This window comes from Bradyrhizobium pachyrhizi (genome assembly GCF_001189245.1).
GTDB lineage: Bacteria > Pseudomonadota > Alphaproteobacteria > Rhizobiales > Xanthobacteraceae > Bradyrhizobium > Bradyrhizobium pachyrhizi.
Genome location: NZ_LFIQ01000059.1, coordinates 103,862 through 119,489, shown reverse-complemented (window position 1 = coordinate 119,489; position 15,628 = coordinate 103,862). Strand labels below are relative to the sequence as shown.

Genomic DNA, 15,628 nt, shown 5'->3' with positions numbered 1-15,628 from the left:
ATGGTGCCGGTGCCCGAAATATCCGATCTGTTCTAATCTGATCCAAAGAATTTACGACGCGATCAACTACCAGCGCTAGTAATTGAGTTAGCTATCAGAAGCGTGTCACCTATGAACCGGCTCAAACGTCTAAAGGAGCTTGGTATGCAGCATCAACTGCAGTCTGTTGTCGCCGAAGGCCTGGCTCGATGCGCTGGCTCGCAGAGTGCGGAAATGCTGCGCGTTCAGATCTGCTCCAACCCCGATCTCTCGTTTCTCATGGAAGCTCATGAAGGGCGCGCCAGGGAGAAGCGCGCTGGTTTTAAGGCGCTCTGGGCATCGAACCTGTCAACTGCCTGCTCTCTGGCCCACCAACTCGTCGACCTTGTCGAGCGCATAGTAGACCGGATTGAAATACCCGTGCTCGTCGATGGCAATAGTGGTGTCGGGAATTTCGAGAAGGTGCAGCTACTCGTGCGCAAACTCCATCATTCGCGATATTGGGTAGGGTTCGGCGTTGCCCCCAGTTGGCGCGTCTCGAACTCCGGAAAAGATGGGCGATTGGTCCCGACGCAGCTTCGGACATCAATGGATTTAAAGGTTTATGGCGTTAATGCCCGGCTGCCGGCATCAGCAAGCGTCCATAACGAGCAATTCAACCGGTCGGTTGGGGAGCCCGTCGGCCCGCTATGGCCGAGCAAGCTTTATGCTGGCACCCTTAGTCGGCTTTTTGAGGAAATTGGCTCAGCGTTAGATATCCTGTGGCTCTCACTGAAACGATCTACGCGGCGGAAGTCACACTTAGCATCGCATCAATCGATGATTCCTGCGACTAGTATCAAATAGAGGCTGAAGCAGTTAACTCTTATGGTTTGCTTCAGATACATAGAAACCATCGGCGCGACGCACAAGCTGAACGCGGCGTGCGAGGATAGTCCCATTCAAACGGAGATACAGCATGCGGCGCGGTGATGAAATGAAGCTCGGACTGTTCCTCCGTCAGGCGGGACATCACGAAGGTGCATGGCTCGATCCCAGCGTGCCAGCGAATGGCGGAGTTGATATCGACTATTATGCTCATCTGGCAGAACTTGCTGAAGGTGCGGCATTTCACTTCGTATTTCTCGCCGATAACCTCAGCGTAACGGAACGGGACCACGCACACATGGCTCGTGTAAGCCGAAACGATGCATTCGAGCCGATCACCCTGTTATCGGCGCTTTCATCGAGAACAGGACAAATTGGCCTTGTCGCGACAGCGACGACGACGTACCACCAGCCTTATCATCTTGCACGCATGCTTGCATCGCTTGATCATCTGTCGCGGGGACGTGCGGCCTGGAACATTGTCACATCGATATCTAAGTTCGAAGCACAAAATTTTGACGAAGAGGAACTTCCAGATCATGACGCGCGCTATGTTCGTGCGAGAGAATTCGTAGAAGTTATCAAGGGTCTTTGGGATTCGTGGGAAGACGACGCTTTCATTCGCGACAAGCAAAGTGGAATTTTCGCTGACACCACGAAGATGCATTTGCTTAACCACCGAGGAGCCTACTTCTCCGTCAGAGGTCCACTGAACATTGCAAGACCGCGGCAGGGCTATCCCGTATTGGTCCAGGCTGGCGCATCCGATGCCGGAATACAGTTCGCCGCAGAACTCGCCGAGGTCGTGTTCAGCGCCGCTCCTTTTTTGGAGCACGCTAAACGACATTACGCAATTCTCAAAGAGAAAGCGCGCGCACTTGGGCGGGAGGATGATCAGGTGCTAGTCATGCCGGGCATTATCCCGATCGTAGGGAGGACCAAGCAAGAAGCGTCTGAGAAGCTTCAAAGACTACAATCGTATACCCACATGGACGTGCAACTTGGATTGGCCGATCTTGCGCTGGGGTTTGTCACCGACTTGCGTTCAATGGATCTCGACTCATTAGTTCCTGAGACGTTACCGCAGACGAATTTCATGCAGAGTCGTCAAAAAGTGCTACTTGACCTAGCCGCGCGCCAGAGGTTCACCTGGAAACAGCTGATCCGCTCGGTATCAGACAGCCGCGGTCATCTAATGGTTGTTGGAACACCGGACGAAATTGCCGATGTCATGGTGGATAGATTTGATCAACGCGCGGCTGACGGATTCAACGTATTGCCGGTGAGCTTTCCCGGCGAACTCAAGGATTTTATTGAACTCGTCGTACCCGAATTGCGTCGACGAGGCAAATTCAGATTGAGATACTCTGGACAAACATTGAGAGAGAACCTCGGCCTCAAGCGGCCGCTGAATCGGTTCACGCAGTTAAGCGGTGAGCGTTCCTCCGTGAGCAAGTGCTCGAGCCGTTGAGCGGGATTGGGCTCTGAAGAGGTCGAAAGCTCGGACCATGCCATTGGCGCTGCATTTGAGGAGAGAAGGCAGCGGCCGCCTCCTGTCTGAGAGGAGTCTCAACCGATAGACAGGAACTCTTCCGATGGCCAAGTGAGCGCTCTCTGCCGACTCCTAATCGACGGCATTACGGTCAGCAGCTGGTCCCGCCGACGGAACGATCATATCTTGTAGCCGATATTGTGGCCGATTGCCCGACATTTTGGGCTTGGAGGATGTGCTCGCGTTCGCGCGCGTCGCTTACTCAGAAACCGACCCGGTGAAACAAGCCGCTTCTGCTGCGCTTACTCTCTGCGGCCGTTGCCTGGTTGGCACGGGCGGCAAGGCAGCGCAGCCGTGAATGAATGCGTCGCGCGAATGACGCGTGGTGCGTGTCTTGCGTGGGAGAAGTATCCTTCTTTAACACGAGACAGATCAGTGTTGCGCGCATCGCCCAATCCCGGTTGACCAAGGGGTAAAAGGATCGACTTCTGACTCGCTATAGAAGTATCGCTCCGGCGAGGGCCGCCTTGCGCGGTGCGATGGAGGGTGAAGACATAGGCGTATGACTGACCATACGCCTAATTCGAAGGTCTCCCGGCTGGAAGTTGTCTCGACGGGCGCTCGACGCCGTTGGACATTGGAAGAAAAGCAGCGGATCGTTGCCGAGAGCTATGGCGGGCCACGATTGGTGTCAGTGACGGCTCGGCGCAACGGATTGTCTGCGAGCCAATTGTTCACGTGGCGCCGGTTGGCGCGCGAGGATCGGCTGAGCGGGGATGCCGCGCCGGCGCTTATTCCTGTGGAGATCGCCTTTACGCCGGCTCCGGCCTCGACGCGCACACCGCAGCCGCCGTCGTCGCCTCCTGCGCAGCGCGCAACAGTTGGAATAATTGAGATTGAGCTTAGCGGCGGCTGTCGCGTTCGCGTTGACCGCAATGTTGACGCCGCGGCACTGCAGCGGGTGCTTGAGCTTCTGAGGCGGCAATGATCCCGATCCCGAGCGGCATCAGGGTCTGGATCGCCACCGGCCACACCGACATGCGCCGCGGGATGCAAAGTCTGGCCCTGACGGTTCAGGAGAGCTTGAAGCGCGATGCTCATGCCGGCGACCTCTATATCTTCCGGGGGCGCCGCGGCGATCTGGTCGAGATTTTTATGGCATGACGGGTTAGGCATGTCGCTCTATGCCAAACGCCTGGACCGCGGCAAGTTCATCTGGCCCTCAGCATCCGCTGGTGCGGTGTCAATCTCGGCGGCGCAGATGGCCTATATGCTGGAAGGAATTGACTGGAGGAATCCACAACTAAGCTGGAGGCCGCAGAGCGCAGGTTGAAAAGAAATCTGCGGTTGCTGGCATTTTGGGGAGTCACAACGCGCTCGATATGTGATTCACTGCGTTGCATGGATGCTGATCGTGACGCTGTTCCGGATGACATTGCGGCTCTGAAAGAGGCGTTGGCGGTCGAGCGCGCGAGGGCGCCAGAGGTTGTAGCGGAGCTCGCGGTCGCCCGCGCGAAGGCCTCGGAAGACGGCGCGCTGATCGCCCAGCAGAAGCTGCGGATTGCCAAGCTTGAGCGTCAGATCTACGGACAACGGTCAGAGCGGTCATCGCGACTGATCGACCAATTGGCGCTGACATTCGAAGAGCTGGAAGCTGATGCCACAGAGAACGAGCTGGCGGCGGAACGAGCTGTCGCGAGGACGACGACGGTACGCGGATTTATACGCAAGCGCGCCGAGCGCCAGACGTTCCCCGAGCGTCTCCCACGCGAGCGGGTGGTGATCGATCCGCCGACGGTTTGTGGCTGCTGTGGCGGCGCGCGGCTGCGCAAGCTGGGCGAAGACGTGACCCGGACCCTGGAGGCGATCCCGCGCCAATGGAAGGTGGTCGAAACGGTGCGCGAAAAGTTCACCTGCCGGGATTGCGAGAAAATCAGCCAAGCGCCGGCGCCGTTCCATGTGATTGCGCGGGGGCGGGCGGGACCGAGCTTGCTCGCGATGATTCTGTACGAGAAGTTCGGCCAGCATCAGCCGTTGAACCGTCCCTCTGGGATGAGCCCGCCGGAAGCCTGATGACCGGGCGGGCGGCGACCGGCGTTGAGGGGGCGTGAAGCGGATGCAGGCGCTGTCGCGGAACTGCAGGAACCAGTCGCTCCGATGGAAAGGGAGAAGCACAAGCGGAGAAGACCGCGAGGCGAGATTACCGACGCGGAGCACTGGGACGGACCGATCCGTATTAGCAACGAAGGCTCGTAATGGGGCCCGAGCGAAGGGATCGGATCAGGTGGGCTGGCCATCGTCGCAACTGACAACAGAAGGACGACGGTGAACCAGCCGAGCAAACCGTTCAACATCGACAAGAGAAAGGTGTACGAAGCATATCTGCAGGTGCGGTCCAATGGTGGCGCAGCCGGCGTTGACGGAGTGACGATTGAGCAGTTCGAGTCCGACTTGAAGAGCAATCTCTACAAGGTTTGGAATCGAATGAGCTCAGGCGCTTACTTCCCGCCGCCTGTTCGCGCCGTGTCCATTCCGAAGAAGAGTGGAGGCCAAAGGATCCTCGGGGTACCCACTGTGGCAGACCGCGTGGCACAGACGGTTGTCAAACAACTGATTGAGCCGGCTCTCGACGCAATCTTTCTGATGGATTCTTACGGCTACCGACCCGGTAAATCGGCTCTCGATGCCGTAGGCGTGACGCGACAGCGGTGCTGGAAGTACGATTGGGTTCTGGAGTTCGACATCAAGGGACTGTTCGACAATATCGACCACGAGCTTCTGCTGCGGGTTGTCCGGAAACATGTGACGTGCGCATGGGCGTTGCTCTACATCGAACGATGGCTGACAGCGCCGATGGTGCAAGAGGATGGAACAGTGATCGAGCGAAGCCGCGCAACCCCACAAGGGGGCGTTGTGAGCCCGATCCTCGCCAACCTCTTCATGCACTACGCATCTGACCTCTGGATGGCGCGGACGTTCCCCGCCCTGAGGTGGTGTCGGTATGCGGATGACGGGTTGGTACACTGTCGGAATGAGATGGAGGCGCAAAGCGTTCGCGAAGCGCTCCAGGCTCGCCTGGCGGAGTGCCGCCTGGAATTGCATAATACGAAGACGAGGATCGTCTATTGCAAGGATGATCGGCGCCGAGGTAAGAGCGAGACGGTCATGTTTGACTTTCTCGGTTATTGCTTCCGGCCACGATCGGTCCTGGGGCCGCATTCGCAGAAGATGTTCTGTGGGTTCACCCCAGCGGTCAGCAAACCAGCGCTGAACGCAATGCGGGCGACGATCCGAGGCTTGAAACTTCGCAGGCGAACCGAGGTGACGCTGGACGATATTGCTCGCGAGCTAAACCCGATGGTTAGGGGGTGGATCGCTTATTATGGGCAATACGCCCGCTCAGCGCTTTATCCGCTGGCGCGCTACATCAACCAGACGTTAGCTATTTGGTTGAAGCGAAAGTACAAGCGCTCCATCACCGTTTAGGACGCGCGCGTCTCTTCCTAGAGAAGATCGCGCGTGAGAACCGCAGGCTCTTTGTGCATTGGCAACTCGGCGATGGCGGCAAGCTTGCCTGATGGGAGCCGGGTGAGGCGAGAGTCTCACGCCCGGTTCTGCGAGAGGCTGGAGGTGAAATCCCTCCGGCCTACTCACCCCACCGTGCCTGTGCTGGCCTTGGGCAAGTGCGATGTCGCTCGATGCTGGGTCTATGTGAAGGACGACCGCCCCTTCGGCGGCTCAGATCCGCCGGCGGCGATGTTTTATTACTCGCGCGATCGAGGTGGTGAGCATCCGCAGGCGCATCTGGCCAACTACACCGGGATCCTCCAGGCCGACGCCTTCGGCGGATACATCAAGCTCTACGAGCCCGCGCGAAGTCCTGGGCTTATCAGGGAGGCGGCCTGTTGGGTCCATGCCCGGCGCCCGTTCTTCGCCATGGCGGATCTTGAGGAGAACGCGCGGCGCAAAGCGGCTGGAAAGAAGGAGGTCGTCATCTCGCCCGTCGCCATGGAGATCGTGCGCCGAATCGACGCTCTGTTCGAGATCGAGCGCTCTATCAATGGCCAAAACGCCGACCAATGAAAGGTCGTTCGCCAGGCGCAGAGCGCGTCGCTCGTCGCCGATCTGGAAGCCTATATGCGCGAGCAGTGCGCCAAGCTCTCCCGCGGTCACGATCTGGCCAAGGCCATGAACTACATGTTCAAGCGCTGGGCCTCGTTCACACGCTTCCTCGACGATGGCCGCGTCTGCCTCTCGAACAATACCGCCGAAAGAGCGCTGCGCGGCATCGCATTGGGCAGAAAGTCGTGGTTGTTCTGTGGGTCCGACCGTGGAGGTCGCCGAGCCGCGGCCATGTATAGCCTCATCGTCTCTGCCAAGATGAACGACGTTGACCCTCTGGCCTGGCTCGCCGATGTACTCGCTCGCATCGCCACCCACCCCGCCCACAGGCTTGATGAGCTGCTGCCCTGGAACTGGAAGACTGCGCAACAGCAAGGCCTTGCGGCGCAGGCGGCTTGATGGGGCACGTCAACAAAGTCAGCCACGTGTTCACTCTCAGCCATGTCGCTGAGATGCTCGGTGAAGACGAGGAATGGCTGTTCGAGGTCGCCGAAGAAATGGACACCGAGGATGGCCAGCTATGGGTCGTCGGCGTCGGTGAAGACGGCGTGATGGCGTTCACCAATGACGGGATCGAGAACCTCAAAGAGCTGATCGCAATCCACAAGGACACCCCCAGCATCATCGAAAAACGACGCCAAGCGCTCGCTGCGATGATGAAGCCGAAGACCGAGGAGTCCGACGAGATCTAACCGCTAACCGGACAGATCAGCGCGCCTGCGGCCTACAGCGCATGGTTACCTATAGAAAGGACTATCGCGGGGAAATTGGAAAACCCGCGGAGCCCATCGAACGGCCTCGAAAAAAGTATTCAGAACTCCTTCCGGCATTTTGTTCGAGGGTGAATCCCCGCGGACTAGCCGGTCAACGAATATCAGATGCTGGATGTTGAGATCGACGTCCATGTCCTCGCTGCGGGTGATAATCACACATCCAAGCTGGATGGTCGCGCGAGCGAAATCATAACCTTGACGATCTGCTCAGCCCCTGGACGCGCAGCAAAGCTCATCTGCTCGCGCTCTGAATTGCGCCAACGCATCAGGCCGCCACTTGCCTCGTGCCGGCGATCTGCGGATTGGCGGAAATATCGAGCTCGAGTTACTCGGCACCTTGACGATTGCTTCTAGATGATGGCCATCCTCGACTGGTGCGTATCTGGTTGTCACGCCGATTATTGCCAAAAGAAACGATCCACGTTGTAGGATTTTGAACAAAAGAGTGTTAGCAAGCTCCATAATTATAAATCTTTCCATAGACCTTGGAAGGGTATGCGCCTGAGTCGGCGCCTTTCAAATCCGTATCGTACCTATTTCAAAGGTGTCAGCCTGCAGTTCAATGTCAGCGGTTTGATTGAGGCTGGTGACTCGAGTGTCGCGGCGCCGTTCACGAGATTTACAGTATTCCTGTACAGCACGAGCGTCCTGATCGTGCACGCGATGCGGCTTTCTGGGAACGGCGAGACCATCATCGATCAGCTTCCTTGAGGCTGGGAGTCCCCCTACCATTTCTGGAGTGAACCGCAAGATCGCTTTACATATTCGCTCGATCGTTCATCTTAGGAATTATGAGGCGGCAGATTTAAGCATCGTTTAAGCGTCAGGGCAGCGACGTTATCGTCCTCAGGGAGCATCTATCCATCCGCACGGTCTTCGTGACCGGGTGATATTGACTGATGTGCCTATAGGGTCGTGCACTAACCAGCTCCGCTCAAGCGTTGGGGAAACAGATCGCACATGGCAATCAATTACGAACAACTGATGGTCATGAAGAGTCTTGGCCAGAAGTTCAGCTACGACGATCGCGAGGTGATGCTCTACGCCTATGGCATCGGCATGGGCGCCGATCCCATTGACGAGGAAGAGCTTGCGTTCGTCAATGAGGCTGCGGCGACCCCACGGCCTTTAAAGGTGGTGCCGACCTTTGCTTCTGTTGCCGCCTGGGGCGCTGAGCCGGGTGACGTGGGCGAGATGAATCTCACCCGCGCCATGGTGCTGGACGGCGAGCGCGATATCACCTTTCACAAGCCGCTCCCGACCGCCGCGCATATCACGGCGGACTCCTCCGTGCTTGCCGTTTACGACAAGGGCAAGGACAAAGGTGCAGTCATCCACCTTCAGACCGTAGTGAAGAGCAGAGACGGCGAACAACTAGCGACAGTAATGGCATCGTGGTTTGCTCGCGGCGATGGCGGCTTTGGCGGACCGTCCGATGGTCAGCCCGCGGCACATCAGGTGCCGAGCCGCGCGCCCGACAGAGTAGTTGACATTTCCACGCGCCCCGACCAGGGGTTGGTCTACCGGCTCTGCGGTGACCGCAACCCTCTGCATTCCGATCCGGAATACGCCAGGCGTGCCGGATTTCGCAGGCCGATCCTACACGGGCTATGCACCTACGGAATAACCTGCCGCGGCGTTTTGCAAACCTATGCTGATTACGATCCGAGTGCTTTCAAGCGGCATGCGGCGCGGTTTTCCTCGGCGGTCTATCCTGGTGAAACCGTGACGCTGGAGATGTGGAAGGATGGCCGTGTGATCTCATTCGAAGCCAAAGTGAAGGCACGCGGCGTCACAGTGATCAAGAACGGCATGACGGTGCTCGGGTGATCCTCGGGTGTCGTCCTGCTCGGGCCTAGTCCACGTGCATCCAAGACTTGCTTTCCGCGAGGAGACGACATGGATGGCGGGACAGGCCTAGACGTGATGGTGGAATAGGTAACTCGTAATCGGAGGATAGTATGGGACTACTTGACGGCAAGGTGGCGCTGATCACCGGCGCGGGCGGCGGCCTAGGCGAGGCCTACGCAAAATTGTTCGCGCGCGAGGGAGCCGCGGTCGCGGTCAATGATCTCGGTGGGCCGCGCGACGGGTCCGGCGCCGACAAAACGATGGCGGAGAGGGTGGTCGCAGAGATCAAGGCCGAAGGTGGCCGGGCGCTCGCCAATGGCGCCGATATCTCCACCACGGACGGCGGACGATCGCTGTTTGAGGATGCGATCAAGCATTTCGGCCGCGCCGATATCCTAGTCAACAATGCCGGCATCCTGCGTGACCAGAGCTTCGCCAAATCCAATGAAGCGGATTGGGACAAGGTCATCAAAGTACATCTCAAGGGTACCTTCTGCGCCACGCTCCCCGTGTTCCGCTGGATGCGCGACAATGGCGGCGGTGTTATTGTCAATACCTCGTCGGGCTCGGGCCTCAGGGGCAATTTCGGCCAATCTAATTACGGCGCTGCCAAGGCTGGCATCTGGGGTTTGTCTAACGTGCTCGCGATCGAGGGGCGCAAGTACAACATTCGCGTCTGGACGTTCGCCCCATCCGCTCTGACCAGAATGACTGCAGGACATCCTGAGTTTGCATCCGACCTTTTGTCTCCTGACGAGACTGCGCAGGCCGTGCTGTACATGGTCAGCGATCTGTCCGACGGCCAAACGGGCAGGGTGCTCCACTTGTCCCGTTGGGATGGCGTGCGCGAGATGCGCATGATGGGAATGAAAGGCTGGAAGCCGCCCCATACCGGCCTGAAGGCGCACGATTTCCTGGAGCACGCGCGGGAGATCTTTTTCCCGGAGGAGAACATCGAGTAGACGTCGAGGGTGTGATGGGCCGTCGTTTCGATTTCACGCTTCGCGTGCGCCGAATGACGGTTCAGATTGCACATCCATTCGACAAAGCTCACCAACGGCGGAGGCATCTTTGCGATCGGGCGGACGTCGATTCATGACGATGCGCTAGCGGCCGTGTTCCCGGCTTCGCCAGCTGCAAGGCGCTGGCAGCGCCGAGGTTGGCTAGGTTGAACTGTGCGCCTTCGAGAAGGGAGTGTGGTGTCAGAAATTCCAACGGTGCCGGCAGCTTAACGCCAGAGCATGTAGCCAGATGATCCCGTTCTTCGCCTTCCCGCCGACCATCTGCCATATGATCTACACGCCCAATGCCATCGAGAGCAGCCACGCGCAACTGCTTCCGGTGCTAGCCTAACGCACGGCAAAGAACGGAATAGGTGGTCCCCCACTGGTGGGCTTAAAGACAACCTTGACCTTTCGGCCAATCGACAGCGTGGCAGGATCACCATCGACCACATTGCCCAGCATGATCGGCCCCTCGCTCAGCGCCACATAAGCGAGTACGTACGGCTCCTTCCGCATCCTGTTCACAGAAAAAGAGTGGATCTCGCCCTCGCCGGGCGACTCCCGCCAGTCGAGAGCGGTCGACAGGCAATACGGGCAAACACCTCGCGGATACCAGTGGGTTCTTTGACATTGGCGGCACCACGGTAGCACGAAGAGACCTGCAGCGGTCGCATCCCAAAACGGCTTGGTCTCTGGACTGTTCTCAATAAACTCTGTGCCAGCCATCGGACTACTCCCGTTCAAAGATGAGGGTGACGCTGCTATGGCGGGTGCCCAGCAACATGCCGGTCCCGTGCGCCAGCGCCAGCGTGCAATCCTTCACCTGGACAGCTGGATGCGCCTCGCCTCGCAGCTGACGGACGGCTTCGATCACCTTGGTGATTCCGCCTCGGCGCGCCGGGTGGCTGCTGCACAGGCCGCCACCATCGGTATTGAAAGGCAAGCGGCCGATACCAGAGATCAGGTTGCCGTCGGCAACCAAACGGCCGCCCATTCCCTTTTCGCAGAACCCGAGATCCTCCAGCGCAATGAGCACGGTGATCGTAAAACTGTCGTAGATCGAGGCGTAGCGAACATCGCTTGGCTCTACGCCAGCCTCGGCGAAGGCGATGGCGCCCGACTGCCTGGCCGCCGAAGCAGTAAGTTCGACAGCGCCGGCGAACTGTCCCTGAACGGCCTCGCCCGCCCCGATCACCTTCACCCGCGGACGCTTGAGGCTCTTAGCGATCTCCGGGCGCGTCACCACAACAGCGCCGCCGCCGTCCGAGGTAACGCAACAGTCCAACCGGTGCAGGGGGTCGGAAACCATGGGAGACGACAGCACATCTTCAACGGTGACCACCTTCCTGAGCATGGCGTGTGGGTTGTACTGCGCATGATGCGAAGCGGCGACTTTGATCCAGGCCAGTTGCTCGCTAGTAGTCCCGTACTCGTGCATGTGGCGACGTGCGCACATCGCGTAGATATCCACTGTAGTGTGCCGAACCGGCATCTCCCACATCATATCCGGCTGAGTGGGATTCAGCTCGGGAGCGATCCATCCGCTGTGGGGTCGCCCTGCCAAGGTGATCAAAGCCACGTTGCATTTGCCCCCCGCGATAGCTTGGGCGGCGTGAGCGATGTGCAGCAAGGGTGCCGAACCGCCGATGTCGGTCGAGTCACAGTGGCGCACCTTTAGATTCAAGAAGTCGATCATGGTGAGTGGGCCAAGGCCAGGCGCATCGCCCGCGCAAAAGTAGGCGTCGACGTCGTCTTTTGTCAATCCAGCATCGGCGAGCGCACCGGCGGCGCATTCCGCATGAAGCCGTACGACCGATTTGTCTGGGGCTTTTCGTGCAGGATGTTCCCACGCACCAACTATGTAGGCGTTTTTGTCGCGATGCATCGGCTTGCTCTCCTCGAGCCTCCATCGTGGTCGATTTTTCTATTAGCGTGTGGCGAGCAGCTCGAACGACGAATCATTGGTCTGCTTGGCGTAGAAAGCGAGCCGGTCGGCTATATAATTGAGGTCGACTTGGTCGACCCAATTCATCGGACAACCGCGATAGCTCGACGAGCAAAAGGCATAGAGCCAGGCCACGTCGATGTCGGCGGGCCGCGATCTCCGCTTCAAGAATCCAGGACGTCATCTTGATCATCGAATACTTCATACGCTTGAGCATCTCCTCGTCTCTCAACCATGCGTCGCTTGCGCTCAAGTCACGTCAGAACCTGTCGATCAGCTTCTCGACATCCTAGTCGAGCGATGGCGTGTGGGAGCTACCTTTCATATCTGTATAGCTATTGCCGCGCTTTTGACCGAAGCGGCCTGCTTCGTACAGCGCATCCGGAGTTTCCGATTTGATGCAGCCCTCCGTTCTCCTTTTCTCTATCCCAGCCGCCGTCCAGGGCGGAGATTCTCCATTCCAAGTGGTCCCATCAGCAGTACGACGCTGAACTTCCCCGCCGCCCGCGGTGTTCAATTCCTTGACAGCTTCAATCAGCGGAACAAGGACCGGAACAATTGAGCGACTTGAGCCCTTGTCGTCCGCTTGAGAAAGACCCTTTCCAACATATCGTGCGATCAAGCCAATTTGCTCACGCATGGGTCTTATAGAGAGTAACGACCACTAATCTGAAACAGCTTGCCGCAGTCCCGACCCAATAATCGGTTCCGTAAAAGTCGCCTGGTAGGTAGGGCGTGCTTTGCGTAGTACGTGCTGCACCACATAACGGTTCACTCGATGCAATCATGCCTGCCTCTGTACACGTCGCCTTAATCTGCCCAGGGCTCCCTGCTCAAAGGCGAAGCCAGCCGAAGCGGCGACGACGCAACAGCAGAGATGCGTTACTGCACATACCGTGTGCGATAACGTCTGGGCGCCGAGATGGCGGGCCAATGATTGACCCGACGCCCACAGATCGTTCAAAAGTTGCGTCGGCGATAACCTATCATGAGCTTCCATGAGGAGGAGGGAGCGCGGTTGCAACATACCAGAGAAGTCAACGTCTCCGCGAGCGAGGAGTCGGCGAATCGATCCGGGCCGTTGGCGAGAACGGTTTGTGATTGATGTTGCTTGCCAATCTTCCTACAGGCCGCCCTAAACATTAGTTAGACTGGCTCTCTCAAGGTCAATTACTAACGCTGGTAGTTGACTGGGACGCAAAGTCTGGCATCCGGTTCGCTGCCCCTTATAATTGCGGCGCTCTTGTCTCGAACCGGTAATCGATCTTGATCGTGAAGAATACGGCAAAAGGGAAAGAAGGTCCCCTACCAATTCTGGAGAAGTGCGCTTGGTAGGAGAAGGCCCGCATCTGGGCAATGACGCGATCAAGTGTCTTTAATGACTAGTGTCGTATTTGCGACATATGTCAGCTCGCGAAACGCGCGTTTGAGCAGATAGCCTTCAGAAAGCGAGCTCTCGCAGTTGGCACGAAGCTTGAATAGGGATGCCATCCAGTATCGCATGCTCTAGGACTCGCAGTGACGACTTCTAAGATTATCGACTCTCAGTTCACGTATGCGTCGTCGCGGGAGAATTTGGCTGCCCCGATGCTGTTCGCGCTCGCGCACGGGTATGCCGCCGTGATCGACTAGGCTGGTATCCGGCTCGCTCCGGCACTCATTGCGCGGTGCCGGTAATTGACCGGTTTTCGGCGGGGGCTACCTGCAGCGTTCGCTTCACACTTAATCCACGGCAAGAGAGGGACGCGCAGACGGAATCGCTCGGCACGGCTAAGGAACTGATCCCATCAGTGGCCGAACGGGCCTGATCCAGGCGCTCGAAAGCAGGCTCAAACAGAATGCATGCGTTCGCCGCGAGGGGAAACTGCCCAAGACCAGGCGTGAGTCCGCATCCGCAAGCCATCGCGAATTCAGAGCGGCGAAAGGATACTCTTAGTGAAACAAGCCAAGCCAAGCCGGGCAGCGGCTTCACGGCAGGAACTGACGAGATCGGCGGCTGGTCATCGCTTCGCTGTCGACCTAAGCGAAACCGCGAAACTGGCGTTGCCAATATTGCTGACGCAGGCTGGTCAGACCGCGATGATGACAACTGATCTTGTCTTCATCGGACGCATCGGTGCTGAAGCGCTCGCAGCGGCAGCGCTGGCCAGCAGGCTCTATCTCGTTAGCTTTACCTTCAGCTTGGGACTGCTCGGGGCGATTGTACCATTGGCGGCACAGGCCTTTACGGCGAATAATCTCGCCTTGGCACGGCGCGCGTTGCGCATGGGATTGTGGGCGGCGCTGATGCTATCGTTGCCGATCATCGCGTTTGTGCTGCACGGAGAGCAAACCCTGCTCGCTTTTGGCCAGGCGCCCGACGCGGCGCGGCTCGCCCAGCAGTATCTGTTTGGACTAGCCTGGGGCGTGGCTCCGGCGTTGTCGTTTCTGGCCATTCGCAGTTTCATGTGCGCGGTCAATCGGCCGCAGCCGGCTTTGTGGATCACGCTCGCGGCTATCCCTGTCAACGCACTGCTGGTTTATCTCTTGGTCTATGGGAAGTTCGGGCTGCCGCGACTGGAGCTGTTCGGGGCTGGCCTTGCGACTACCCTGGTGAACTGTGCGACGCTCTTGGCCGGTTTATGTTTCGCCGCAATGCATCGCCGTTTCCGTGACTACCATGTGCTTGCACATCTCTGGCGCTTCGATTGGGAGTTGATGCGGCAGCTGATCGTGATTGGGATGCCGATCTCAATAGCCTCTTTGATGGGGTACGGGCTACTGTCGGCCGCCACGCTCCTAGCGGGCTTGATGAGCACCAACGTACTCGCTGCCCATCAGATCGCGGTTCAGGTCTCCACTATCTTGTTTATGATCCCTTTCGGCATCAGCATAGCGGCAGCCGCTCGCGTTGGCCATGCGGTCGGCCGCAACGACGGTCCCGGCATCCAGCGGGCAGGTCTGGTCGCGATCCTGTTCGGTGTCGTGATCACTGCAATGCTGACGCTTGCGGTGATAGCGACGCGATTTGAGATAGCCGAGTTGTTCCTAGGCAAATCGGCGGTCAATGCCGACGCGACAATCGGACTTGCTGCAAAGCTTCTTTTGGTCGGAGCGGGCTTCTTCATCACTGATGCCGCGCAGAGCATTGCGGCGGGTAGCCTGGGCGGACTGAAGGACACGCGGGTGCCACTTCTGTTTGCCGGCATCGCTTACTGGCTGATCGGATTCTCCCTCAGCTACGTGCTCAGCTTGAAGATTGGTCTTGGCGCCATTGGTATCTGGATTGGCTTATCGATTGGGAAAGCCGTCTACGCGGCGCTCCTGGTTGTACGTTTCCAGCTGCTAGCAATCAGGCTGGCTCGTGACACCTGACCGCATAAGCTACTCACTGCAGCTCCGCTTAGTAGAGTTAAGATTGCCATTCCTTAAGCGATCTCACTTAGGCGCTTACCCTGCCTTTCATAACGAAGCGAGCCGTCCATTCCGAAAGGCAGCGATGTTATTGGGTAGTCTCATCCACGAGATCAAGACAACCTTCTCACATGTATCAATTCGCCAGATCTCGTTGGGCCCGCTCCAATCAAGCGAGGTTACATCTGGAATCACGGCGATC

The 15,628-nt window shown here is 58.1% G+C and carries 13 protein-coding genes and 3 pseudogenes; 12 read left to right on the top strand and 4 right to left on the bottom strand.

Annotation, left to right across the window (positions count from 1 at the left end; translation table 11 throughout):
• Window positions 1–111 precede the first annotated feature (111 nt).
• From AKL29_RS13140 to AKL29_RS13085, 11 genes and pseudogenes are all read left to right on the top strand, one after another.
• Entirely contained in the window at window positions 112–825 is a 714-nt protein-coding gene (locus AKL29_RS13140; RefSeq protein ID WP_050384474.1) for a hypothetical protein, read from the top strand.
• A gap of 112 nt (window positions 826–937) precedes the next feature.
• Window positions 938–2,317 (top strand): LLM class flavin-dependent oxidoreductase, encoded by a 1,380-nt coding sequence (locus AKL29_RS13135; protein ID WP_050384473.1) that lies wholly within the window; start codon window positions 938–940, stop codon window positions 2,315–2,317.
• 583 nt (window positions 2,318–2,900) lie between these two features.
• The gene (gene tnpA, locus AKL29_RS40675; protein ID WP_082190585.1) at window positions 2,901–3,326 is read left to right on the top strand and encodes an IS66-like element accessory protein TnpA; all 426 of its coding nucleotides are present in this window, start codon (window positions 2,901–2,903) and stop codon (window positions 3,324–3,326) included.
• The gene (tnpB, locus tag AKL29_RS43870) at window positions 3,323–3,502 is read left to right on the top strand and encodes an IS66 family insertion sequence element accessory protein TnpB (protein WP_202814545.1); all 180 of its coding nucleotides are present in this window, start codon (window positions 3,323–3,325) and stop codon (window positions 3,500–3,502) included. Before tnpA ends, tnpB (AKL29_RS43870) begins: the two co-directional genes overlap by 4 nt.
• A complete protein-coding gene (gene tnpB, locus AKL29_RS43865; RefSeq protein WP_347336980.1) occupies window positions 3,432–3,671 on the top strand; it encodes an IS66 family insertion sequence element accessory protein TnpB in 240 nt (79 codons plus the stop codon). The genes tnpB (AKL29_RS43870) and tnpB (AKL29_RS43865) overlap by 71 nt, the downstream gene beginning before the upstream one ends.
• Before the next feature lie 68 nt (window positions 3,672–3,739).
• Window positions 3,740–4,381, top strand: a pseudogene (locus tag AKL29_RS13125) (transposase domain-containing protein); the annotation flags it as partial.
• Window positions 4,382–4,663: 282 nt separating this feature from the next.
• Window positions 4,664–5,916 (top strand): annotated as a pseudogene (gene ltrA, locus AKL29_RS13120) (group II intron reverse transcriptase/maturase).
• A 13-nt stretch (window positions 5,917–5,929) separates the two neighbouring features.
• Window positions 5,930–6,859, top strand: a pseudogene (gene tnpC, locus AKL29_RS40670) (IS66 family transposase); the annotation flags it as partial.
• Window positions 6,859–7,152, top strand: coding sequence for a hypothetical protein (locus AKL29_RS13105; protein WP_050384470.1), 294 nt, complete (start codon window positions 6,859–6,861; stop codon window positions 7,150–7,152). The pseudogene tnpC and the gene AKL29_RS13105, both read left to right, overlap by 1 nt.
• Before the next feature lie 1,041 nt (window positions 7,153–8,193).
• Window positions 8,194–9,063 (top strand): MaoC/PaaZ C-terminal domain-containing protein, encoded by an 870-nt coding sequence (locus AKL29_RS13090; RefSeq protein ID WP_050384467.1) that lies wholly within the window; start codon window positions 8,194–8,196, stop codon window positions 9,061–9,063.
• Window positions 9,064–9,194: 131 nt separating this feature from the next.
• The gene (locus AKL29_RS13085) at window positions 9,195–10,046 is read left to right on the top strand and encodes an SDR family oxidoreductase (protein ID WP_050384466.1); all 852 of its coding nucleotides are present in this window, start codon (window positions 9,195–9,197) and stop codon (window positions 10,044–10,046) included.
• Between the two features lie 387 nt (window positions 10,047–10,433).
• Here the strand turns inward: AKL29_RS13085 and AKL29_RS13080 are convergent, their stop codons facing one another.
• The 4 genes from AKL29_RS13080 to AKL29_RS41890 all read right to left on the bottom strand — a co-directional run bounded on the left by AKL29_RS13080 (window position 10,434) and on the right by AKL29_RS41890 (window position 12,673).
• Window positions 10,434–10,814, bottom strand: a complete 381-nt coding sequence (locus AKL29_RS13080; protein ID WP_050384465.1) for a Zn-ribbon domain-containing OB-fold protein — start codon at window positions 10,812–10,814, stop codon at window positions 10,434–10,436.
• A gap of 4 nt (window positions 10,815–10,818) precedes the next feature.
• Window positions 10,819–11,973 (bottom strand): thiolase domain-containing protein, encoded by a 1,155-nt coding sequence (locus tag AKL29_RS13075; RefSeq protein ID WP_050384464.1) that lies wholly within the window; start codon window positions 11,971–11,973, stop codon window positions 10,819–10,821.
• Between the two features lie 42 nt (window positions 11,974–12,015).
• Entirely contained in the window at window positions 12,016–12,201 is a 186-nt protein-coding gene (locus AKL29_RS13070) for a hypothetical protein (protein WP_050384463.1), read from the bottom strand.
• Window positions 12,202–12,322: 121 nt separating this feature from the next.
• Window positions 12,323–12,673 carry a hypothetical protein gene (locus tag AKL29_RS41890; RefSeq protein WP_152977570.1) on the bottom strand — a complete coding sequence of 117 codons (351 nt, stop codon included), beginning with the start codon at window positions 12,671–12,673 and terminating at the stop codon, window positions 12,323–12,325.
• 1,295 nt (window positions 12,674–13,968) lie between these two features.
• Here AKL29_RS41890 and AKL29_RS13065 point away from each other — a divergent pair.
• Window positions 13,969–15,387 (top strand): MATE family efflux transporter, encoded by a 1,419-nt coding sequence (locus AKL29_RS13065; RefSeq protein WP_152977569.1) that lies wholly within the window; start codon window positions 13,969–13,971, stop codon window positions 15,385–15,387.
• Window positions 15,388–15,628: the final 241 nt, after the last annotated feature.